An 18,805-nucleotide genomic window follows, 5' to 3' on the forward strand; every position below is an offset into this window, starting at 1 on the left:
CCTCCTAAATTGGCTCTATCACGGGCAGGATTGGCCCCTAGGGTGGCATGCATGGCACAAATTGGCAATCTGCGGTACCGGCCGACCCGGCGGCTCATCCAGCTCTACGCCGGGCTCGCCCTCTACGGGATCAGCATGGCGCTGATGATCCGGTCCGGCCTCGGGCTCGACCCGTGGGACGTGTTCCACCAGGGGCTCGCCCGGCAGACCCACCTCTCGTTCGGCACCGTCACCATCGCGGTCGGCGCGCTCGTGCTGCTGCTCTGGATCCCGCTGCGGCAGCGCCCCGGCCTCGGCACCATCAGCAACGTCGTGGTGATCGGGCTGGTCGTCGACGCCACCCTGGCCGTCCTGCCGCCCGGCGACGGCCTGCCGGTCCGCGCCACCCTGCTGGTCGTCGGCATCGTCGCCAACGGCGCCGCCACCGGCCTCTACCTGGGCGCCGGGCTCGGCCCCGGCCCGCGCGACGGCCTGATGACCGGCTGGACCGCCCGCCGGCCCCGCTACTCCATCCGACTGGTCCGGACCGTCATCGAGGTGACCGTGCTGAGCCTGGGCTGGCTGCTCGGCGGCACCGTGGGCCTGGGCACCGTCGCGTACGCGCTGGCCATCGGGCCGCTCGCCCAGTTCTTCATCCCGATCTTCGCGGTGCCGGCCCGACCGGCCGACGAGCCGGCGGTCCCCTGCGCGCCGCGGCCGGCCGGCGAGACGGCCTGACCCGCCGTCGACCACGCAGCGTCACCTCCACCGCGCCGACCGCCACACGGTGGGACGCCCCGGACGTCGCTGAGCTGCGGCGACGTCCGGGAGCGAAACCGGGTGTTTTCTCCGCCGTCGTCGCCGGGCATCATGCGTTCATGGGGGAGAACGGTTGGCGTTGGAGCGACGCCTGGATCTTCGTCTCACTTGTCATCGCGAGCGGCGCCGGTCGGCACCGCCGGGCCGCCGCCACCCGGCGCCCGGAGGGCGTGCGCCTCGCCGACGTCCTCTCCACCGCCGACCACCTCAACCAGGCCATCCCCGAGCGGCACGAGGTGGAGGGTGCGGTCCGCCGGCTCGCCGGCGCGGGCCTGGTCAGCGTCACCGACGGCTGGTTCCGGGTCACCCCGGACGGCGAGCGGCTCTGGCGCACCCGGCCCAGCGCCGGGCTGGGCACCACGGTGGACACCGTGCAGGGCGTGCTGAGCCGACGCCCCACCCCCGGCGAGTCCGACTGGCGCCTGGACGAGGACGACCACGCCGCCGCGGTCCAGGAGTACGTGGTCCGCTCGATCCCGATGCCACGCCGCTCCCCCGAGGGCCACTCCGGCCGCCCCTGACCGGCGCTTGCTGCCGGACCGGGGGGCCGGCGCCGCGCAGGGCGTCCTTGACCGGCGCTTTCTAGCGGACCGGGTGGCCGGCGCCGCGCAGGGCGTCCTTGACCTCGCCGACGGTCAGCTCACCGAAGTGGAAGACGCTGGCCGCGAGCACCGCGTCGGCGCCCGCGCCGATGGCCGGCGGGAAGTGGGCCACCTGGCCGGCCCCGCCGCTGGCGATCACCGGCACGTCGACGACCGCGCGGACCGCCTCGATCAGCGGCAGGTCGAAGCCGGCCTTGGTGCCGTCGGCGTCCATCGAGTTGAGCAGGATCTCCCCCGCGCCCAGTTCGGCGCCGCGCGCCGCCCACTCGACCGCGTCGAGGCCGGTGCCCCGGCGCCCGCCGTGGGTGGTCACCTCGAAGCCGCTGGGCGTCGTGCCCGCCGGCGCGCGGCGTACGTCGAGGGAGAGCACCAGCACCTGGCGGCCGAACCGGTCGGCGATCTCGGCGATCAGCTCGGGGCGGGCGATGGCCGCGGTGTTCACCCCGACCTTGTCCGCGCCGGCGCGCAGCAGGGTGTCGACGTCGGCGACCTGGCGGACGCCGCCGCCGACGGTGAGCGGGATGAAGACCGACTCGGCGGTGCGCCGCACCACGTCGAGCATGGTGCCGCGGTCGCTGCTGGAGGCGGTGACGTCGAGGAAGGTCAGCTCGTCCGCCCCGGCCCGGTCGTACGCGGCCGCCAGCTCGACCGGGTCGCCGGCGTCGCGCAGGTCGAGGAAGTTGACCCCCTTGACCACCCGCCCGGCGTCCACGTCCAGACACGGGATCACCCGTACCGCCACCGTCATGCGGCGAGCCTATCCAACGCGGCCGCGGCGGTGGCCGACCTGTGAGGCCGGCCACCGCCAGGCGTCGGGACTCACACCCGGACGAGCATCTTGCCCAGGTTCTCGCCGCGCAGCAGGCCGAGGAAGGCCTCCGGGGCCCGCTCGATGCCGTCGACCACCGTCTCGTCGTAGGAGATCCGGCCGTCCCGCAGCCAGCCGGCCATCTCCTGGACGAACTGCTCGCGCAGGTGCCCGTGGTCGCCGACCAGGAAGCCGCGCAGGGTGAGCCGCTTGCCGATGAGCAGCGCCAGGTTGCGCGGGGCGGCGGGCGGCTCGGTGGCGTTGTACTGCGCGATCATGCCGCAGATGGCGGCCCGGCCGTGCAGGTTCATGGCGCCGATGGCGGCCTCCAGGTGCTCGCCGCCGACGTTGTCGAAGTAGACGTCGACGCCGTCCGGCGCGGCGGCCCGGAGCTGGTCCCGGACCGGGCCGTCGTGGTAGTCGAACGCGGCGTCGAAGCCGAGCGCCCGGAGCCGGTCGACCTTGGCCGGCGAGCCGGCGCTGCCGACCACCCGGCCGGCGCCGCGCAGCTTGGCGATCTGCCCCACCATGCTGCCGACCGCGCCGGCCGCGCCGGAGACGAAGACCGTCTCGCCCGGCTTCATGGCCGCCACGTCGAGCAGCCCCGCGTACGCGGTCAGCCCGGTCATGCCGAGCACGCCCAGATAGGTGCTGACCGGGGCCAGGTCGGGGTCGACCTTCCGGGCGCCCTTGGCGTCGACCAGCGCGTACTCCCGCCAGCCCAGGCCGTGCAGCACGACGTCGCCGGGCGCGAAGCCCTCGGCCTCGCTGGCCACCACCTCGCCGACCGCGCCGCCGTCGAGCGGGGCGTCGAGGGCGAACGGCGGCACGTACGACTTCACGTCGTTCATCCGACCGCGCATGTACGGGTCCACCGACATGAACCGGTTGCGGACCACGAGCTGGCCCGGCCCCGGCGTGGGCACCTCGGTGGTGACCAGCCGGAAGTTGTCGGCGGTCGGCCAACCCTGCGGGCGGGACGCCAGGTGGATCTCCCGGTTGGCGGTCATCGGGCCTCCCGGACGGTCAGGGTGACCTCGATGTTGCCCCGGGTCGCGTTGGAGTAGGGGCAGACCTGGTGGGCCGCCTCGACGAGCTGCTGCGCGGCGGACCGGTCGACGGCGGGCAGGTCGACCACCAGGGTGACGGCCAGGCCGTAACCCCCGGTGCCGTTCGGGCCGATGCCGACCTCGGCCTCGACGACCGAGTCGGAGACGTCCGCCCGGGCCTTCCGGGCCACCACGCGCAGCGCCGAGTGGAAGCAGGCCGCGTAGCCGGCCGCGAAGAGCTGCTCCGGGTTGGTCGCGCCGCCGGCGCCGCCCATCTCCTTGGGGATGGCCAGGTCCAGGTCGAGGCCGCCGTCGGAGGTGCGGACGTGGCCGTCCCGGCCGTCGCCGGTGGCCTGCGCGGACGCGGTGTAGAGCACCTGCATGGTGGTCACTGCTCCTTCTGTCGGTGGATCGTCTCGGTGACCCGGGTGAGGGTGTCCCGCAGGGCGACCAGCTCGGCCTCGGTGAGGCCGGTGGCCAGGGCCACCCGCCGGGGCACCTCGTCCATCCGCTCCCGCAGGGCCCGGCCCTGCGGGGTGAGGCCCACCTCGACCCGGCGCTCGTCGGCCGCCGAGCGGGTGCGCACCACGAACCCGGCCGCCTCCAGCCGCTTGAGCAGCGGGGAGAGCGTGCCGGAGTCGAGCCGGAGCCGCGCGCCGAGCTCGGAGACCGTGGGGGCGTCGTCGCCGCGCTCCCAGAGCACCAGCAGCACCAGGTACTGCGGGTAGGTCAGGCCGTGCTCGTCGAGGATGGGCCGGTAGACGTCGGTGAGGGCGCGCGACGCCGCGTAGAGGGCGAAGCACACCTGCCGGCGCAGCACCAGATCATCGGTCACCCCGGAAACATAGCGCCCGATTAAGTTGTGCACAACCTAATGGGCCGCGGAGTGGCCGCCCCCACACCTGCGGGGACGGCCGTCAGCGGTCGCCGAGCCAGGCCTCCAGCTCGACCTCGACCAGGTGGTCCGGGTCGATCAGCCCGGCCACCACGACCATGGTGGCCACCGGGCGGACCACGCCGAACACCGCGTTGTGCGCCCGGCCCACCTCGTCGGCGTACATCCGGTCGGTCACGTACATCCGGGTGCGCACCACGTCGGCCGGTTCGGCGCCGACCTCGGCGAGCGCGTCCAGGCCGATCCGGATCGCCTGGGCGGTCTGCGCGGCGGCGTCCCCGACATGGGCCACCCGGCCGTCCACCGTGGAGGTGCAGCCGGCCGTGATGGCCAGCCCGCCGGCCCGGACCACCCGGCAGTAGCCATAGAGCGCCTCCCACGGGCCGCCCGAACCGAGCCGGGTGACGGCCGCGCCACCCGGCAGCTCCAGCTCCGACCTGGAACTGTCGCCCGCGACGGCCGTCACGCGCCGGCCCGCAGGGTGGCGAGCGCCTCGGCGACGGTGAACGCCCCGGCGTAGAGCGCCTTGCCGGCGATCACGCCCTCCACGCCCACCGGCTCCAGGGTGGCCAGCGCGCGCAGGTCGTCCAGGGTGGACACGCCGCCGGAGGCGATCACCGGGGCGTCGGTGCGGGAGCAGACCTCGCGCAGCAGGTCCAGGTTGGGCCCGCGCATGGTGCCGTCCTTGGTGATGTCGGTGACCACGTAGCGGGAGGCGCCGGCCTTGTCCAGCCGGGCCAGCACCTCGTAGAGGTCACCGCCGTCGCGGGTCCAGCCGCGCGCCGAGAGGGTACGGCCGCGCACGTCCAGCCCGATGGCCACCCGGTCGCCGTACTCGCCGCAGACGCGGTCGCACCACTCCGGGTCCTCCAGCGCCGCGGTGCCGATGTTGACCCGGGCCGCTCCGGTGCCCAGGGCGGCCTGCAACGACTCGTCGTCCCGGATGCCGCCGGAGAGTTCGACCTTCACGTCGAGCTGCCGGGTCACCTCGGCGAGCAGATGGGCGTTGGTGCCCCGGCCGAAGGCGGCGTCCAGGTCGACCAGGTGGATCCACTCCGCACCGTCGGACTGCCAGGCGAGGGCGGCCTCCAGCGGGTCGCCGTACGCGGTCTCGCTGCCGGCGGCGCCCTGGACGAGCCGGACGGCCTGGCCGTCGGCGACGTCCACGGCGGGCAACAGGGTGAGGCTCAACGCTTCTCTCCTCGCATCTTCAACGTCGGTCCAGCGCGATCACCACGACCGCGGGCAGGACCAGCAGCAACAACACGACCAACGCCAGCCGCAGCGCCAGGTCGTCGACGAAACTCCAGATGCCGGCCACCGCCGCGCCGGTGAGCAGCACGATGGCCGCCCGCTCGCCGCGGCTGTGCCGGCGCAGCCGGCCGGTCCGGCCCCGCCGCACCGTGGGCGTCAACCGGCGTACGACGGCTCGCCGCCGCTCCCGGCGCGCCAACCGGCGGGCGCGGGCGGCGCGCTCCCGCTCCACCTCGGCCTGGCGCGCCTCCCGGCGCCGGGCCCGCTCTTTGCTCAAAGGGTGGCCAGCCAGTTGCCCAGCAGGATGGCCCCGGTGTCGGCCGACTTCTCCGGGTGGAACTGGGCCGCCGACAGCGGGCCGCGCTCGACCCCGGCGACGAAGTCGGTGCCGTGGTGCGCGGTGGTGACGGTGGCCCCGGCGGCGGCCAGCGCGGCCGGTTCGGTCACCCCGTAGGAGTGGACGAAGTAGAACCGGGCGTCGGCCGGCAGGCCGGCGAAGAGCACCGAGCCGGCCGGTGCGTGCACCGTGTTCCAGCCCATGTGCGGCAGCCGCGGCGCGGCCAGCCTGGTCACCCCGCCGGGCAGCAGCCCGAGCCCCTTGGTGACCACGCCGTGCTCGTCGCCGTGCTCGAAGAGCACCTGCATCCCGACGCAGATGCCGAGCACCGGGCGGCCGGCGGCCACCCGCTCGGCGATGACCGGCCCCGCGCCCAGTTCCTCGATCCCGGCCATGCAGGCGGCGAACGCGCCGACGCCCGGGACCACCAGGCCCTCGGCCTCGGCCGCGGCGGTCAGGTCGGCGGTGACGGTGACGTCCGCCCCGGCCCGCTCCAGGGCCCGCTCGGCCGAGCGCAGGTTGCCCGAACCGTAGTCGAGCACCACGACCCGCCTACTCATGACGGCACTCCGCTGCGCTCCGTGCCGTCCTGAGGCACCAGCGCGCTGTGCTTGATGATTCGCTCGCTGCGCTCGCTCATGCGCCCTCCCCGGGAAGCAGCCAGAGGAGCCCGCCGGCGGTGGCCAGCACGGCCAGCAGCCCGGTGATCACCACCGCGCCACGGGCGGCGCCCTGCTTGTAGAGCGACCAGGTCCCGCCGACCAGCACGCCGGCGAGGATCAGCAGCAGCGTCGGCAGCGCCCGCCCCATCAGAGCCGTCCTTCATTCGCGACTGCGGTACTCCGCTGCGCTGCGTTCCTCGCGCTCATCAGAGAGCTCCCTTCGTGCTGGGGATCGCGCCCGCCGCCCGCGGGTCGATCGAGGTGGCCTCGCGCAGCGCCCGGGACACCGCCTTGAACTGGGCCTCCACCACGTGGTGGGCGTCCGGGTGGCCGCCCGGCCGGGCCGCCCGCAGCACGTCCACGTGCAGGGTCACCCGGGCGGCCTGGCCGAACGACTCCCAGATGTGCCGGGTCATGCTGGTCGGGTAGACCGGCCCGATGTACGGCGCGAGCGCCGGCTCGTCGTGCACCACGTACGGCCGGCCGGAGAGGTCGACGGCGGCCCGGACCAGCACCTCGTCCATGGGGACGGTGGCCGAGCCGTACCGCCGGATGCCGGCCTTGTCCCCCAGCGCCTGGTCGAACGCGGCGCCCAGGGCGAGCGCGGTGTCCTCCATGGTGTGGTGGGCGTCGATCTCCAGGTCGCCGACCGTGTGGACGGTCAGGTCGAAGCCGCCGTGCCGGGCGATCTGGTTGAGCATGTGGTCGTAGAAGCCGACGCCGGTCTCGATGTCGGCCTTGCCGGTGCCGTCGAGGTCGATCTCGACGAGGACCTTGGTCTCCTTGGTGATCCGCTCCACCCGGGCGGTCCGGCTCATTGCTCGCCTTTCGGTCGCGACTGCGGGGCTCGCAAGCTCACTCCTCGCGCTCCCACTACAACTTCTCCACTGCAGACAAAAAGGCGTCGGTCTCGGCGGGGGTGCCGGCGGTGACCCGCAGCCAGCCGGGCAGGCCGACGTCGCGGACCAGCACGCCGGCGTCGAGCAGGGTGCGCCAGGCGGTCGCCTGGTCGCCGCCGACCTCGAAGAGCACGAAGTTGGCGTCGCTGTCGGCCACCCGGTGCCCGCGGGCGCGCAGCTCGGCGACGATCCGGTCGCGCTGCTCCATGATCGCGGCGACCGTGCCGAGCAGGGCGTCGCGGTGGGCCAGCGCCGCGCGGGCGGCGGCCTGGGTGAGCGCCGAGAGGTGATACGGCAGCCGGACCAGCTGCACCGCCTGCACGACGGCCGGGTCGGCGGCCAGGTAGCCGAGCCGGCCGCCGGCGAAGCCGAACGCCTTGCTCATGGTCCGGGTGACCACCAGCCGGGGGTGCCCGGGCAGCACGGCCAGCGCGCTGACCGTGCCGGGCCGGGCGAACTCGGCGTACGCCTCGTCCACGACCACCATGCCGGGCGCCTCGGCCAGCACGGCGGCGACCACGGCCGGGTCGAGGGCGGTGCCGGTCGGGTTGTTCGGCGAGCAGAGGAAGACCACGTCGGGCCGGTGTGCCCGGACCTGGGCGACCGCGTCGGCGGCGGTCAGCCCGAAGTCCGCGTCGCGGGCGGCCGGGATCCAGCCGGTGCCGGTGCCGAGCGCCAGCAGCGGGTGCATCGAGTAGGCCGGGGTGAAGCCGAGCGCGGTGCGCCCGGGGCCGCCGAACGCCTGGAGCAGCTGCTGCTGGATCTCGTTGGAGCCGTTGGCCGCCCACACCTGCTCGACGGTGAGCCCGTGGCCGAGGTATTCCGCGAGGTCGGCGCGGAGCGCCACGGCGTCCCGGTCGGGGTAGCGGTTGAGGTCCCGCAGCTCGGCGGAGAGGGCCTTGCCGATCGCCTCCACCACCGGCTCGGGCACCGGGTAGGAGTTCTCGTTGGTGTTCAGCCGCACCGGCACGTCGAGCTGCGGCGCCCCGTAGGGCTTCAGGCCCCGCAGGTCGTCGCGGATCGGCAGGTCGTCGAGGGTGGTCACGGCGTCGCCCCCGGGAAGCGCGCGCTGACCGCCTGGCCGTGCGCCGGCAGGTCCTCGACGCCGGCCAGGGTGACCACGTGCGGGGCCACCTCGCGCAGCGCGTCGCGCGTGTATTCCACCAGGTGGACGCCGCGCAGGAAGGACTGCACGGACAGGCCGGAGGAGTGCCGGGCGCAGCCGCCGGTGGGCAGCACGTGGTTGGAGCCGGCGCAGTAGTCGCCGAGCGACACCGGCGACCAGGCGCCCACGAAGATCGCGCCGGCGTTGCGCACCCGCAGCGCCCACTCGCGGGCGTCCGCGGTCTGGATCTCCAGGTGCTCGGCCGCGTACGCGTCGACCACCCGCAGCCCCGCCTCGAGGTCGTCGACCAGGACGACGCCGCTCTGCTCGCCGCGCAGCGCGGTGCCGATCCGCTCGGCGTGCTTGGCGGCCGGCACCTGCCGGGCCAGCTCGGCGTCGACCGCGTCGGCGAGCGCCGGCGACGGGGTGACCAGCACGCTGGCCGCGAGGGGGTCGTGCTCGGCCTGGCTGATCAGGTCGGCGGCGACGTGCGCCGGGTCGGCGGTGTCGTCGGCCAGGATGGCGATCTCGGTGGGGCCGGCCTCGGCGTCGATGCCGACCACGCCGCGCAGCAGCCGCTTGGCGGCGGTGACCCAGATGTTGCCCGGGCCGGTGATCATGTCGACCGGGTCGCAGCGCTCGGCGCCCTCGGGGTCGACGGTCGCGCCGTACGCCAGCATGGCCACGGCCTGGGCGCCGCCGACGGCGTAGACCTCGTCGACGCCGAGCAGCGCGCAGGCGGCGAGAACCCGCTGGTCGGGCAGGCCGCCGTTGTCCTTCTGCGGCGGGCTGGTCACCACCAGCGAGCGGACCCCGGCCGCCTGGGCGGGGACCACGTTCATCACCACGGTCGACGGGTACATGGCCAGCCCGCCGGGGACGTAGAGGCCCACGCGGTCGACCGGCACCCAGCGCTCGGTCACCGTGCCGCCCGGCACCACCTGGGTGGTGTGGTCGGCGCGGCGCTGGTCGGCGTGCACCTTGCGGGCCCGGGTGATCGACTCCAGCAGCGCGGCCCGGACCTGCGGGTCGAGGGTGTCCTCGGCGGCGCGGATCACCTCGACCGGCACCCGCAGGCGCTCCGGGGACACGCCGTCGAACCGCTCGCTCGCCTCGCGGATCGCCGGGTAGCCATGCTCGCGGACCGCCTCCACGAGGGGGCGGATCCTCTCGACGGCCACGGAGACGTCGAGCTGGGCACGGGGCAGCAGGCGGCGCGGGTCACGCGCGCCGCCGCGCAGGTCGATCCGATTCAACACCCTTGCGAGTCTAGGCCGCCGGCCCGCGCGCCGGCCGGAGCCGCCCGTACGCCGGGACGGTGAGCCGGGACACGCCGCCGGGACGCGATCGGGATAGTCTCGATCACGTGACCGCACGGCTGCCGGTTTTCCCGCTCGGGACGGTCCTCTTCCCGGGGCTGGTCCTCCCGCTGCACATCTTCGAGGAGCGTTACAAAGCGCTGGTTCGCCACCTGGTCGGGCTGCCCGAAGGGGCGCCGCGCGAGTTCGGGGTGGTGGCCATCCAGGCCGGCTGGGAGGTTGCGCCGGCCGGGCCGCCGGGCGGGTCCGGGCCCGTCGCCGGCAGCGGCGAGGTCACGCTGCACGAGGTGGGCTGCACGGCCGAGCTGCGGCAGGTCACCGAGCTGGCCGACGGCGGGTTCGACATCGTCACGGTGGGGCGGCGCCGGTTCCGCGTCGCCGAGGTCGACGACGCCGCCGCGCCCTACCTGACCGCCGAGGTGGAGTGGCTGCCCGAGCCGGCCGGCACCGACGAGGTCGCCGACCTGCTGGCCGCCCGGGTGATCTCGGTGTTCCGGCAATATCTGAGCCTGGTCCGGCCCGACCCGCAGGAGATCTCCGAGCAGCTGCCGGAGGACCCCACGGTGCTGTCGCACCTGGTCGCGGCGACCGCGGCGCTGACCGTCGACGACCGGCAGCGGCTGCTCGCCATCGACGACACCGCCGGCCGGCTCCGGGCCGAGCTGCGCCTGCTCAACCGGGAGACCACGCTGCTGCGCCAGGTCCGGGCGGTCCCGGTGCCGCTCAGCGAGCTGGCTGGTCCCCCGGTTCCGAACTGATCCCCGGCCCGCCGGGCGCCCAGCCGCCGTCCCACTCCGGCTCCGGCCGCAGCGAGGGCCACCGCGACCAGCCGGCCAGCAGGGTGTACGTGACGGCCGCGCCGAACGCCGCCAGCAGCAGGTTGCCGTGCGGCACGGGCAGCGGCCCGTACCAGTCGACGCCGCCGGCGCGCAGGTCGGCGGGCTTGGTGAAGTCGGTCCCGGGCGGCGCGGTGTCGAGCAGCCGCTGGTAGGCGCCGAGCCCGATCCGGCGGCCGACCTGCCAGGCCACCACCGCCGCGCCGAGCCCGCCGAGCGCACCGGCGACCAGGCCGACCGGGCCGCGCCGGCGGCGCAGCACCACCCAGAGGGTGATCGCGGCGAGCACCCCGAAGCCGAGCCCGAGCAGGCTGAACCAGCCGTCCGCGGCGATCGGCTGCTCCGGCTGCGGGGTGGCGTAGACCGCCCCCTCGGCGGTCATCTGCACCGGCGTGCCCGGGGCCACCAGCGCCCACAGCAGGCCCAGGGGCGCGCCGAGCACGGTCAGCAGCAGCGCCGCGCCGAGGGCGAGCGCGGCGACCCGGCCGCCGGCCCGCCGGGTGCCGGACGGCGCACCGGGCACGGCCCCGACCACGCCCGGGTAGCCGGCGAGCGGGTCCGCGCCGGGCGCGGTGACCGGGGTGCCGGCGGGCACCGGCAGGCCGCCGGGCCAGGCGGGCGCCTCAGCCTCGCCGGGCGACCGGTCGGGCGCCGGTCCCGCGCCCGGGGACCGGTCGGGCGCGGCGCCGTCGGTGGGCCGGTCGGGCCGCGGGGAGCTCTGCGCGCCGGCGGGCGGGCGGTCGGCGGCGCCGGGACCGTCGGCGGCCCGCTCGGGATCAGGGGTGTCCGGACTCACCCGGTGATCCTCTCAGGCGGCGGGGCGGCGCGGGGCCGCGGTGGCGGTCAGCGGGTGAACGGCTCCAGCATCACCGCGGCGGCCTTGAGCCAGGCCTGCCGGGTCTCCGCCTGGAGCTGGTGGTACTCGATCGAGGAGCCGGTCTCCAGCGCCGGGTCGTAGGGCACCACGGCGACCGCCCGGGTGCGGGTGGCGAAGTGCCGCTCCAGGTCGTCCTGGAGCGGGGTGCGACCGGGGGTGGGGCAGGAGATCAGGGTGACCGCGTTGTCGGCCAGCTCGCCCATGCCCACCTCGTGCAGCAGGTCGAGCATCCAGTCGGCGCTGAACGCGGCGTCCTCGCGCGGCACGGTGGTCACCACGAGCTGGTCGGCGGCCTGCATCACGGTGCGCCAGTTGGGGCTCTCCACGTTGTTGCCGGTGTCCACACAGACCACGTCGTGGGTGCGACGCAGCAGCTCCAGCACCCGCTTGACGGTGAACTGGTCCAGCCGCTGGGCGAAGCGCGGGCTCTCCTCGCCGGCCAGCACGTCGTACGAGCCGTCGGAGGCGTGCCGCAGGTAGTCGTCGAGGTGCTCCAGCAGGGTGTCGCCCTCCAGGATCTCGATCTGCGCGAGGTCGTGGATCAGGTGCCGGATGGTGCGCGCGTGCCGGGCGCTGCCGGCGCGCAGGCCGAGGGTGCCGCGCAGCTCGTTGTCGTCCCAGGCGAGCACCCCGCGCCCGCGGACGCTGCCCACGGTGGCCGCGGCGAGCACGGTGGCGGTCGTCTTGTGCACCCCGCCCTTGGGGTTGGCGAAGGCGAGCACCCGGGGCCCGCCCAGCTCGCGGCGGAGCACCGCGGCCGCCCGTTCCACGTCGGTCTCCGGCTCGGGGGCGCGCCACTCCACCCGGGCCGGCTCGATGCGGGCCGGGTAGCCCTCGGTCTGCGTGGGATAGGCCGGGGCCGGCTCGGGGGCCGGTGGGGCCTCCGGCCGGTAGCGGCCCCGGTCGAGCAGCGCGTAGCGGGACTCCACCGGGGGCGGGTCGGGCTGGTAGCCGCCGTCGAGCAGGGCGTACCGGGACTCGACCGAGGCGATGCCCCGGCCGCGCGCCTCGGGCTCGGGGTAGCCCGGCTCCGGCTGGTGGACCGGCTCGGCGCGCCAGGACGGCTCCGCGCGCGGCTCGGGCTCGGCGCGGTACGCGGGCTCCGCCCGGTAGGCCGGCTCGCCGCCGTAGCGCGGGTCGACCCGGTAGGCCGGCTCCACCCGGTAGGTCGCCTCGACCCGGTAGGCCGGCTCGGCGCCGAACGACCCGTCGGCGGGGCGGGCCACGGCCTGCGCCCGGCCCGTCCAGCCGGTGCCGGCGGCGCGCCGGGGCAGCGGCTCCGGGGGCGGCGGGCTCTCCTCGACATGGTGGTCGACATCGGGGTGCTCCGCGCCGCGGCCGCCGAGCCGGGCCCGGTCGAGCAGCGCCCGCCACCGTGGTGCCGGCTCAGCCTGCCGACCCCAACCGGTCTCGCTGCCGTCCAAGGCCTCGCCCCTCCCCCAGCCCATCGATCTCCGCCTGACAGGCTACGAACGAAACCCTATTCGGACCACACCCCGGTTCGCACATCCCCCGGTGGCCCTCCTCACCGCCCGGCCGGGCCCGGTGCCGCCCACCTGCACGTCTCAGGAGGTGGGAGCGGGATTGGGCGGTCCCGCTCCGGCGCCGGGCCGGCGCGCGGCCGGTGAGGATCCGGTCACCGTCGGTGCGGCTTCCGACGAATCGCCCATACCGGAGGCCGGCGCGAGCCCGGTGTCGGCCGGCGGGCGGACCACGTCCCGCTGCTCCGGCAGCGGCGGGGTGAACACCGTACGGTCCAGGCGGGTCACCTCCGGGGCCGGGTCGACCGCGCGGACGCCGGGGCGGGCGGCCAGCGCCCGCAGGGCGGCCGGGGCGTCCCGGACCACGGCGGCGTAGACGCAGGCGCAGCCCGCCCGGTAGCCGGCCGCCTCCCGCGCCGCCACGGCGGCCCCGGTGTCGTACACCCGACGCAGCCCGGGATCGGCGGTGGCCGCCGGGGCGGCGGCGCGGGCCCGGTAGTCGGCGGCCTCCCGGTCCTTGCGCACGGCCACCTCGGCCATCCCGGCCACCACGTCCTCGGGGACGCGCAGCGCGGCGATCCGGACGATCTCGGTCTGCCGCCCGGGCACCGGCACCCGCGCCACCACGGCGGAGACCGGGGCGCCGCCCAGGGCGGTGGCCACCTGCGCCGGCGTCAGGTAGGTGGCGAACGAGACCAGGGCGTAGCTGCTGGGCGCCGGGGCGTCGAGCCCGGCGAGTTCGTCGGCGGCCGCCCGCAGGTAGGCCGGTACGGCGTCGCCGTCGGCCACCCCGACCCGGGTCGCCTCGCCGACCGTGCGGTCCCCGACCGGCTGGTCCCGCCGCTGTGCCACGGCGACCACCAGCACCACCAGCGCGCAGGCCAGGGCGAGCCAGGTGAGCGCGGCGGAGCGCGACCGGCGCGGCGGCTCGGTGTCGGTGCTCATCGGCGGGTCAGTCGCGGAGGATCTCCAGCGCCCGGGCCAGATCGTCCGGGTAGTCGCTGACGAAGGTGACCTCGTCGCCGGTGCGCGGGTGCAGGAAGCTCAGCGAGCGGGCGTGCAGCCACTGCCGGCTCAGCCCGAGCCGGGCGGACAGGGTCGGGTCGGCGCCGTAGGTGAGGTCGCCCACGCAGGGGTGCCGCATCGTGGAGAAGTGCACCCGGATCTGGTGGGTGCGCCCGGTCTCCAGCCGCACGTCGAGCAGGCTGGCCGCGGGGAACGCCTCGAGGGTGTCGTAGTGGGTGATGCTGGGCTTGCCGCCGGAGACCACCGCCCAGCGGTAGTCGTGGTGCGGGTGCCGGTCGATCGGCGCGTCGATGGTGCCGCGCAGCGGGTCCGGGTGGCCCTGCACCACGGCGTGGTAGCGCTTCTCCACCTCTCGGTACTTGAACGCCCGCTTCAACGCGGTGTACGCCTGCTCGCTCTTGGCCACCGCCATGATCCCGGTGGTGCCCACGTCGAGCCGGTGCACCACGCCCTGCCGCTCCGCGGCGCCGCTCGTGGAGATCCGGTGGCCGATCCCGGCCAGCCCGCCGATCACGGTCGGGCCGGTCCAGCCCGGGCTGGGGTGGGCGGCCACCCCGACCGGCTTGTCCACCACCACGATGTCGTCGTCGGCGTAGACCACGGTGAGGCCGGGCACCGCCTGCGGCACCACGGTCGGCGGGGCGGCCGGCGCGGGGAGCGTGACCTCCAGCCAGGAGCCCGCCTTGACCTTGTGCGAGTTGGGCCGGACCGCGCCGTCGACCAGCGCGTCGCCGGCGTCGACCAGGGCCGCCGCCGCCGTGCGGGACAGCCCGAAGAGCCGCGAGACGGCCTGGTCCAGCCGCATGCCGTCGAGCCCGTCCGGCACGGGCAGGGACCGGTGGTCGCCGCCGGCGGCGAAGGCGGAGGTCACGCGCGCTCCCGCTGCTCGGCGGGGGTCTCGTCGTCGGACCGCTCGGCGGTGGCCCGGGAGCCGTCCCGCTGCCGGCCGGTCAGCTCCAGGAACACGGCCAGCAGCACGCCGCAGACCAGCGAGCTGTCGGCCAGGTTGAACACCGGCCACACCTGCCCGTACGGGTCGAAGAGGCTGACCATGTCGACCACGTGGCCGACGAAGTGCCCGGGGGCCCGGAAGATCCGGTCGGTGAGGTTGCCCAGCGCCCCACCCAGCACCAGGCCGAGCGACACGGCCCACGGCAGCGACCGCAGCCGCAGCGCCATCCAGGCGATCCAGGCGATCACGCCGATGGTGATCAGCGGGAAGACCCAGGTGTGGTCGGAGCCGATGCTCCAGGCGGCGCCGCTGTTGCGGGTCAGGCTGAGGTAGACCGCGCCGCCGAGCAGCGACACCGGCCCGCGCCCGGTGAGCTCGGAGAGGGCGAGCTGCTTGGTGACCAGGTCGGCGACGAGCGAGGCCAGGGCCACGCCGAGCAGCAGGCCGGTCGCCTTGCGGCGGGGCGTGCCGGTGCCCGACTCGGCGGTGCCGGACCCGGCGGGCGGTGCTGCGGTCATCTGCTCCCCATCGACGCTCGCGACGGTGGCGGTCACCGTCTGCCGTTCGGCCGCCGGGGAACGGACGTCAGCGCCGCTCCTCCAGCTGCTTGCAGCTCACGCAGAGGGTGGCCGACGGGAAGGCGGCGAGCCGCTCCACCGGGATCGGGTTGCCGCACCGCTCACACCAGCCGTAGCCACCCTCGTCGAGGCGCTCCAGCGCGCGCTCGACCTGCGTGATCCGCTCCTTGATGCTGTTGGCGAGTGAGATCTCCTGCTCGCGCTCGAACGTCTTGGTGCCGGTGTCGGCCTGGTCGTCCCCGGCCGAGTCGGTCAGCCGGTCGCGCTGCAGCTCGGTGATCTCGCTCAGCGTCTGATCGTACTCGGCGTTGAGCTCGTCCCGCCGTGCCGCCAGGGCGGCCCGGATCTTCTCGGTCTCCGCCGCGCTGCGGGTGGCCTTCGCCACCGGCTTGCGGCCGGCGGTCCTGGTGTCGGCTGGCTTCGCCATCGTCAGCTCCCTCAGCCGCGTGCCGCGGCGGTCAGCGTGCCTGGGCGGGGATCGCCGGCGTCGGCGTCCCCCGAGTACAGAACGGGCGCGCGGCGACGAGGCCGCGCACTCCGGAGGGTGGCAAGAATACGGAACGTACAGGCGTCCGACAACGTGCCGCACCGTCGCACCGTGTTTCAGCCCCGAACAGCCACCAATTGGGGCAAAGGGAACGCTAGCAGATCAGCCGGTCCGGTCCTCGCCGTACTCGCCAAACCACCGGGCCAGCCGACCCCGCCGGCTCACCGCCCGCAGCCGCCGCTCCGCCTCGTCCCGCACCTCGGCGGTGGCCACGATGAGCAGGCTGTCCCCGACCTTCAGCCGGGTGTCCGGGCCGGGCACGAAGCCCACCCCGTCGCGCAGCACCAGGGTCACCGAGGCGCCCACCGGCAGCCGCAACTCGTCCACGTGCACCCCGCCCAGCCGGGAGCCCGGCGGCACCTCGAGCTGGAGCAGATCGGCCCGCATCCGCTCCAGCGGGGCCGTCTCGAGCAGGATCTCCGCCGCCTCGGCCGGCGCGGTCACCCCGAGCCGGCGGGCGGCCGGCGCCAGCGTTCCGGCCTGGAGCAGCGTGAAGATCACCACCAGCACGAAGACCGCGTCGAAGAGCCGGTCGGCGCCCGGCACCCGCAGCGAGAGCGGAATGGTGGCCAGCACGATCGGCACCGCCCCGCGCAGCCCCGCCCAGGAGAGGAAGAGCTGCTCGCGCAGCCGGAACCGGAACGGCAGCGCGGACACCACCACCGACAGCGGCCGGGCGAGCAGCAGCAGGGCCAGCCCGGTGACCACCGCCGGCAGCACCGCGGCGTCCAGCCGGCTCGGCGAGACCAGCAGGCCGAGCAGCACGAACAGGCCGATCTGGGCCAGCCAGGCCAGCCCGTCGGCGAAGCCCAGGATCGCCTGCCGGTGCGGCAGCCGGGCGTTGCCGAGCAGCACCCCGGCCACGTAGACGGCGAGGAAGCCCGAGGCGTGCAGCACCGAGCCGGCCGCGTACGCCAGCACCGTGAAGCCGACCACCGCGATCGGATAGAGCCCGGCCGACGGCAGCGCGGCGCGGCGCAGGGCGTACCGGCCGGCGATCCCCGCGGCCACCCCGACGGCCGCGCCGACGCCCAGCTCGTAGCCGACCAGGAGCACCTCGTACCACCACGGGTGAGCGGCCTCCACCCCGGCGCGGGACAGCAGCAGCACCAGGATGACCACCGGGGCGTCGTTGATCCCGGACTCGGCCTCCAGGGTCGCCACCAGTCGGGGCGGCAGGCGCAGCCGGCGCAGGGTGGCGAAGACGGCCGCCGCGTCGGTGGACGAGAGCACCGCGCCGTAGAGCAGCGCCAGCCGCCAGTCCAGGCCGAGCAGCAGGTGCACCACCACGCCGACGACCAGGATGCTGACCGCCACGCCGACCGTGGAGAGCGCGGTGGCCAGGCCGAGCACCGGCCGCAGGGTGCTCCACCGGGCGCTCAGCCCGCCCTCCGCGATGATCACGATGAGCGCGCAGAAGCCGAGCACCCGGGTCAGCTCGACGTCGTCGAAGCGGATGCCCAGGCCGGCCTCGCCGATGGCCACCCCGAGCGCCAGGTAGGCCAGGAGACTCGGCACGCCGAGCCGGGTGGAGAACCGCACCGCGCCCACCGCGACCAGCAGGACCGCCGCGCCGACCAGCAGCGCGACATCGAGCCCCGGCGTCATCCGCGGCCGGTCCGGAGGGTCCTCACCCGGCCGATCCGTCGCGCAGCCGCCGGAGCACCTCGTTCAGCCCGGGGGCCGGGTGCTCGACCAGGAAGAGCTTGTCGCGGCTGGCCGCGCCGGACCGCAGGGCGACCGCCGCCGGCCGGACGCCCAGCGCGTCGGCCAGGGCCCGGCGGGCCGCCTCGGTGGCCCGGCCGTCCACCGCGGGCGCGTTCACCGCGATGACCAGGGCCGGCCCGTGCGGCCCGTCGAACCGGCCGCCGACCCGGGCCCGGGAGGCGCCGGGCTTCACCCGTACGGCGACGGTGAGCGAGTCGTCCATGGTCACCATGATCAGTGCGGCCGGGCCTCGGCGAGCAGGGTGGTGGCCGGCGCGCAGCGGCCGCACGGGGTGAAGCCCAGCCCGACCGCCTCGGCGACCGGCAGCGGCTCGTCGGCCCGGCCGACCAGCTGGGCGCAGCCGGGCAGGTGGAAGCGGGGGTGGCCGTCGACCACCCGGACCTCGCCGTCGAGCCGGACCAGCCGGGCGACCTCTCCGGCGGTGAGGAATTCGGCCGGCGGGTCGCCCTCGAACGGGCCGTCCGGCGCCGGCGAGGTGGGTGCCGGGGCGTCGGGCCCCGTCTCGGCGCGCAACGGGCCGCGCGGGGCGGGCGGCGAGTAGGGCTCGGCCGGCGGGTCGAGCGGGTCGACCGCCGGGCCGAACGGATCCGCCGCCGGGTCGAGCCCGGCGGCCGGGGAGTCGAACGGATCGGCTCCCGGTGGCTCGGGTGGTTGCCGCCACCCGGGTCCACCGGTGCCGACCGTCGACGGAACGTGCGGGACCGGGATCTCCGGCTCGTCGTGGGACGGGCCGGCTGGCGCGGTCCGGCGGCGCGGGCCGGTCTCCCGGCCCGCCGTGGCCCGGGCGGCGGTCACCTGGCGGGCGAACGCCACGAGAGCGACGGCGGCCAGCAGGCTGACCGCGATCGAGGTGATCAGCAGCGGGCTGGACCCGCCGGCCAACCCGGCCACCAGGAGCACGACCGCGACGAGGATGAGCAGGATGCTGGCGGCTATCACGGCTCACCCCCGGCCGCGTCGTGTCGGTCAGCGCGGTTTGTATCGGCCTCGGCGTTGGCCTCCCGGGTCGCGTCATTCGCGGCGTCCAGGGCGTCGAACGCCTCGCGGACGGC

General features: G+C 75.6%; 24 protein-coding genes. 3 read left to right on the forward strand and 21 right to left on the reverse strand.

Annotated elements, in window-relative coordinates; genetic code table 11:
* The first annotated feature begins 51 nt into the window (after positions 1-51).
* Both ABZV78_RS12005 and ABZV78_RS12010 read left to right on the forward strand, forming a co-directional pair.
* Entirely contained in the window at positions 52-717 is a 666-nt protein-coding gene (locus ABZV78_RS12005; RefSeq protein WP_355637849.1) for a hypothetical protein, read from the forward strand.
* Positions 718-857: 140 nt separating this feature from the next.
* Positions 858-1,319 (forward strand): hypothetical protein, encoded by a 462-nt coding sequence (locus ABZV78_RS12010; protein WP_355637851.1) that lies wholly within the window; start codon positions 858-860, stop codon positions 1,317-1,319.
* Positions 1,320-1,380: 61 nt separating this feature from the next.
* Here the strand turns inward: ABZV78_RS12010 and hisF are convergent, their stop codons facing one another.
* The 12 genes from hisF to hisD all read right to left on the reverse strand — a co-directional run bounded on the left by hisF (position 1,381) and on the right by hisD (position 9,668).
* The gene (hisF, locus tag ABZV78_RS12015) at positions 1,381-2,148 is read right to left on the reverse strand and encodes an imidazole glycerol phosphate synthase subunit HisF (protein ID WP_355637853.1); all 768 of its coding nucleotides are present in this window, start codon (positions 2,146-2,148) and stop codon (positions 1,381-1,383) included.
* Between the two features lie 71 nt (positions 2,149-2,219).
* Positions 2,220-3,218: an NADP-dependent oxidoreductase gene (locus tag ABZV78_RS12020; RefSeq protein ID WP_355637855.1), complete on the reverse strand. Its 999-nt coding sequence runs from the start codon at positions 3,216-3,218 to the stop codon at positions 2,220-2,222.
* Positions 3,215-3,640 carry an organic hydroperoxide resistance protein gene (locus tag ABZV78_RS12025; protein WP_355637890.1) on the reverse strand — a complete coding sequence of 142 codons (426 nt, stop codon included), beginning with the start codon at positions 3,638-3,640 and terminating at the stop codon, positions 3,215-3,217. Before ABZV78_RS12025 ends, ABZV78_RS12020 begins: the two co-directional genes overlap by 4 nt.
* A 5-nt stretch (positions 3,641-3,645) precedes the next feature.
* Entirely contained in the window at positions 3,646-4,092 is a 447-nt protein-coding gene (locus tag ABZV78_RS12030) for a MarR family transcriptional regulator (RefSeq protein WP_355637857.1), read from the reverse strand.
* An 82-nt stretch (positions 4,093-4,174) separates the two neighbouring features.
* Positions 4,175-4,618 (reverse strand): RidA family protein, encoded by a 444-nt coding sequence (locus ABZV78_RS12035; RefSeq protein WP_355637858.1) that lies wholly within the window; start codon positions 4,616-4,618, stop codon positions 4,175-4,177.
* Positions 4,615-5,343, reverse strand: coding sequence for a bifunctional 1-(5-phosphoribosyl)-5-((5-phosphoribosylamino)methylideneamino)imidazole-4-carboxamide isomerase/phosphoribosylanthranilate isomerase PriA (gene priA, locus ABZV78_RS12040; protein ID WP_355637860.1), 729 nt, complete (start codon positions 5,341-5,343; stop codon positions 4,615-4,617). Before priA ends, ABZV78_RS12035 begins: the two co-directional genes overlap by 4 nt.
* 19 nt (positions 5,344-5,362) lie before the next feature.
* The gene (locus tag ABZV78_RS12045; RefSeq protein WP_355637862.1) at positions 5,363-5,683 is read right to left on the reverse strand and encodes a hypothetical protein; all 321 of its coding nucleotides are present in this window, start codon (positions 5,681-5,683) and stop codon (positions 5,363-5,365) included.
* A complete protein-coding gene (gene hisH, locus ABZV78_RS12050; protein WP_355637864.1) occupies positions 5,680-6,303 on the reverse strand; it encodes an imidazole glycerol phosphate synthase subunit HisH in 624 nt (207 codons plus the stop codon). Before hisH ends, ABZV78_RS12045 begins: the two co-directional genes overlap by 4 nt.
* A gap of 76 nt (positions 6,304-6,379) precedes the next feature.
* Positions 6,380-6,553, reverse strand: a complete 174-nt coding sequence (locus ABZV78_RS12055; RefSeq protein ID WP_355637865.1) for a hypothetical protein — start codon at positions 6,551-6,553, stop codon at positions 6,380-6,382.
* 58 nt (positions 6,554-6,611) lie between these two features.
* Positions 6,612-7,223: an imidazoleglycerol-phosphate dehydratase HisB gene (gene hisB, locus ABZV78_RS12060; protein ID WP_355058556.1), complete on the reverse strand. Its 612-nt coding sequence runs from the start codon at positions 7,221-7,223 to the stop codon at positions 6,612-6,614.
* 55 nt (positions 7,224-7,278) lie between these two features.
* The gene (locus ABZV78_RS12065; RefSeq protein WP_355637867.1) at positions 7,279-8,349 is read right to left on the reverse strand and encodes a histidinol-phosphate transaminase; all 1,071 of its coding nucleotides are present in this window, start codon (positions 8,347-8,349) and stop codon (positions 7,279-7,281) included.
* A complete protein-coding gene (gene hisD, locus ABZV78_RS12070; RefSeq protein ID WP_355637868.1) occupies positions 8,346-9,668 on the reverse strand; it encodes a histidinol dehydrogenase in 1,323 nt (440 codons plus the stop codon). The genes ABZV78_RS12065 and hisD overlap by 4 nt, the downstream gene beginning before the upstream one ends.
* A gap of 107 nt (positions 9,669-9,775) precedes the next feature.
* On the opposite strand from hisD, the gene ABZV78_RS12075 reads away from it, so the two are divergent.
* Positions 9,776-10,486 (forward strand): LON peptidase substrate-binding domain-containing protein, encoded by a 711-nt coding sequence (locus tag ABZV78_RS12075; RefSeq protein ID WP_355637869.1) that lies wholly within the window; start codon positions 9,776-9,778, stop codon positions 10,484-10,486.
* On the opposite strand, the gene ABZV78_RS12080 is transcribed toward ABZV78_RS12075, so the two are convergent.
* The 9 genes from ABZV78_RS12080 to ABZV78_RS12120 all read right to left on the reverse strand — a co-directional run bounded on the left by ABZV78_RS12080 (position 10,452) and on the right by ABZV78_RS12120 (position 18,692).
* On the reverse strand, positions 10,452-11,360 hold the full coding sequence (locus tag ABZV78_RS12080; RefSeq protein WP_355637871.1) for a DUF2567 domain-containing protein: 909 nt from the start codon (positions 11,358-11,360) through the stop codon (positions 10,452-10,454). The genes ABZV78_RS12075 and ABZV78_RS12080 overlap by 35 nt on opposite strands.
* Positions 11,361-11,407: 47 nt before the next feature.
* Positions 11,408-12,889: an AAA family ATPase gene (locus ABZV78_RS12085; RefSeq protein ID WP_355637873.1), complete on the reverse strand. Its 1,482-nt coding sequence runs from the start codon at positions 12,887-12,889 to the stop codon at positions 11,408-11,410.
* A gap of 117 nt (positions 12,890-13,006) precedes the next feature.
* The gene (locus tag ABZV78_RS12090; RefSeq protein ID WP_355637875.1) at positions 13,007-13,867 is read right to left on the reverse strand and encodes a hypothetical protein; all 861 of its coding nucleotides are present in this window, start codon (positions 13,865-13,867) and stop codon (positions 13,007-13,009) included.
* A 7-nt stretch (positions 13,868-13,874) separates the two neighbouring features.
* Positions 13,875-14,819 (reverse strand): RluA family pseudouridine synthase, encoded by a 945-nt coding sequence (locus tag ABZV78_RS12095; protein ID WP_355637877.1) that lies wholly within the window; start codon positions 14,817-14,819, stop codon positions 13,875-13,877.
* Complete coding sequence (lspA, locus tag ABZV78_RS12100; RefSeq protein ID WP_355637879.1) at positions 14,816-15,418, reverse strand: signal peptidase II; 603 nt, start codon at positions 15,416-15,418, stop codon at positions 14,816-14,818. Before lspA ends, ABZV78_RS12095 begins: the two co-directional genes overlap by 4 nt.
* 67 nt (positions 15,419-15,485) lie before the next feature.
* The gene (locus tag ABZV78_RS12105; RefSeq protein ID WP_091268039.1) at positions 15,486-15,905 is read right to left on the reverse strand and encodes a TraR/DksA C4-type zinc finger protein; all 420 of its coding nucleotides are present in this window, start codon (positions 15,903-15,905) and stop codon (positions 15,486-15,488) included.
* A 222-nt stretch (positions 15,906-16,127) separates the two neighbouring features.
* Positions 16,128-17,633 (reverse strand): potassium/proton antiporter, encoded by a 1,506-nt coding sequence (locus tag ABZV78_RS12110; RefSeq protein ID WP_355637881.1) that lies wholly within the window; start codon positions 17,631-17,633, stop codon positions 16,128-16,130.
* Positions 17,634-17,655: 22 nt separating this feature from the next.
* Positions 17,656-17,955 (reverse strand): DUF167 domain-containing protein, encoded by a 300-nt coding sequence (locus tag ABZV78_RS12115; RefSeq protein WP_355637883.1) that lies wholly within the window; start codon positions 17,953-17,955, stop codon positions 17,656-17,658.
* An 11-nt stretch (positions 17,956-17,966) separates the two neighbouring features.
* Entirely contained in the window at positions 17,967-18,692 is a 726-nt protein-coding gene (locus ABZV78_RS12120; RefSeq protein WP_355637885.1) for a hypothetical protein, read from the reverse strand.
* Positions 18,693-18,805 lie beyond the last annotated feature (113 nt).

The sequence above is a fragment of the Micromonospora sp. NPDC004540 genome, assembly GCF_040610095.1.
Taxonomy (GTDB): Bacteria; Actinomycetota; Actinomycetes; order Mycobacteriales; family Micromonosporaceae; genus Micromonospora.

What these genes read in the sequence shown, in the direction of transcription:
- ABZV78_RS12090 (WP_355637875.1), bottom strand. Translation starts at nt 13,867, where the DNA reads ATGAGCACCGACACCGAGCCGCCGCGCCGGTCGCGCTCCGCCGCGCTC.
- ABZV78_RS12020 (WP_355637855.1), bottom strand. Translation starts at nt 3,218, where the DNA reads ATGACCGCCAACCGGGAGATCCACCTGGCGTCCCGCCCGCAGGGTTGG.
- ABZV78_RS12115 (WP_355637883.1), bottom strand. Translation starts at nt 17,955, where the DNA reads ATGGACGACTCGCTCACCGTCGCCGTACGGGTGAAGCCCGGCGCCTCC.
- ABZV78_RS12110 (WP_355637881.1), bottom strand. Translation starts at nt 17,633, where the DNA reads ATGACGCCGGGGCTCGATGTCGCGCTGCTGGTCGGCGCGGCGGTCCTG.
- ABZV78_RS12010 (WP_355637851.1), top strand. Translation starts at nt 858, where the DNA reads ATGGGGGAGAACGGTTGGCGTTGGAGCGACGCCTGGATCTTCGTCTCA.
- lspA (WP_355637879.1), bottom strand. Translation starts at nt 15,418, where the DNA reads ATGACCGCAGCACCGCCCGCCGGGTCCGGCACCGCCGAGTCGGGCACC.
- hisF (WP_355637853.1), bottom strand. Translation starts at nt 2,148, where the DNA reads ATGACGGTGGCGGTACGGGTGATCCCGTGTCTGGACGTGGACGCCGGG.
- ABZV78_RS12005 (WP_355637849.1), top strand. Translation starts at nt 52, where the DNA reads ATGGCACAAATTGGCAATCTGCGGTACCGGCCGACCCGGCGGCTCATC.
- ABZV78_RS12105 (WP_091268039.1), bottom strand. Translation starts at nt 15,905, where the DNA reads ATGGCGAAGCCAGCCGACACCAGGACCGCCGGCCGCAAGCCGGTGGCG.
- ABZV78_RS12025 (WP_355637890.1), bottom strand. Translation starts at nt 3,640, where the DNA reads ATGCAGGTGCTCTACACCGCGTCCGCGCAGGCCACCGGCGACGGCCGG.
- ABZV78_RS12055 (WP_355637865.1), bottom strand. Translation starts at nt 6,553, where the DNA reads ATGGGGCGGGCGCTGCCGACGCTGCTGCTGATCCTCGCCGGCGTGCTG.
- hisH (WP_355637864.1), bottom strand. Translation starts at nt 6,303, where the DNA reads ATGAGTAGGCGGGTCGTGGTGCTCGACTACGGTTCGGGCAACCTGCGC.
- ABZV78_RS12085 (WP_355637873.1), bottom strand. Translation starts at nt 12,889, where the DNA reads ATGGGCTGGGGGAGGGGCGAGGCCTTGGACGGCAGCGAGACCGGTTGG.
- hisB (WP_355058556.1), bottom strand. Translation starts at nt 7,223, where the DNA reads ATGAGCCGGACCGCCCGGGTGGAGCGGATCACCAAGGAGACCAAGGTC.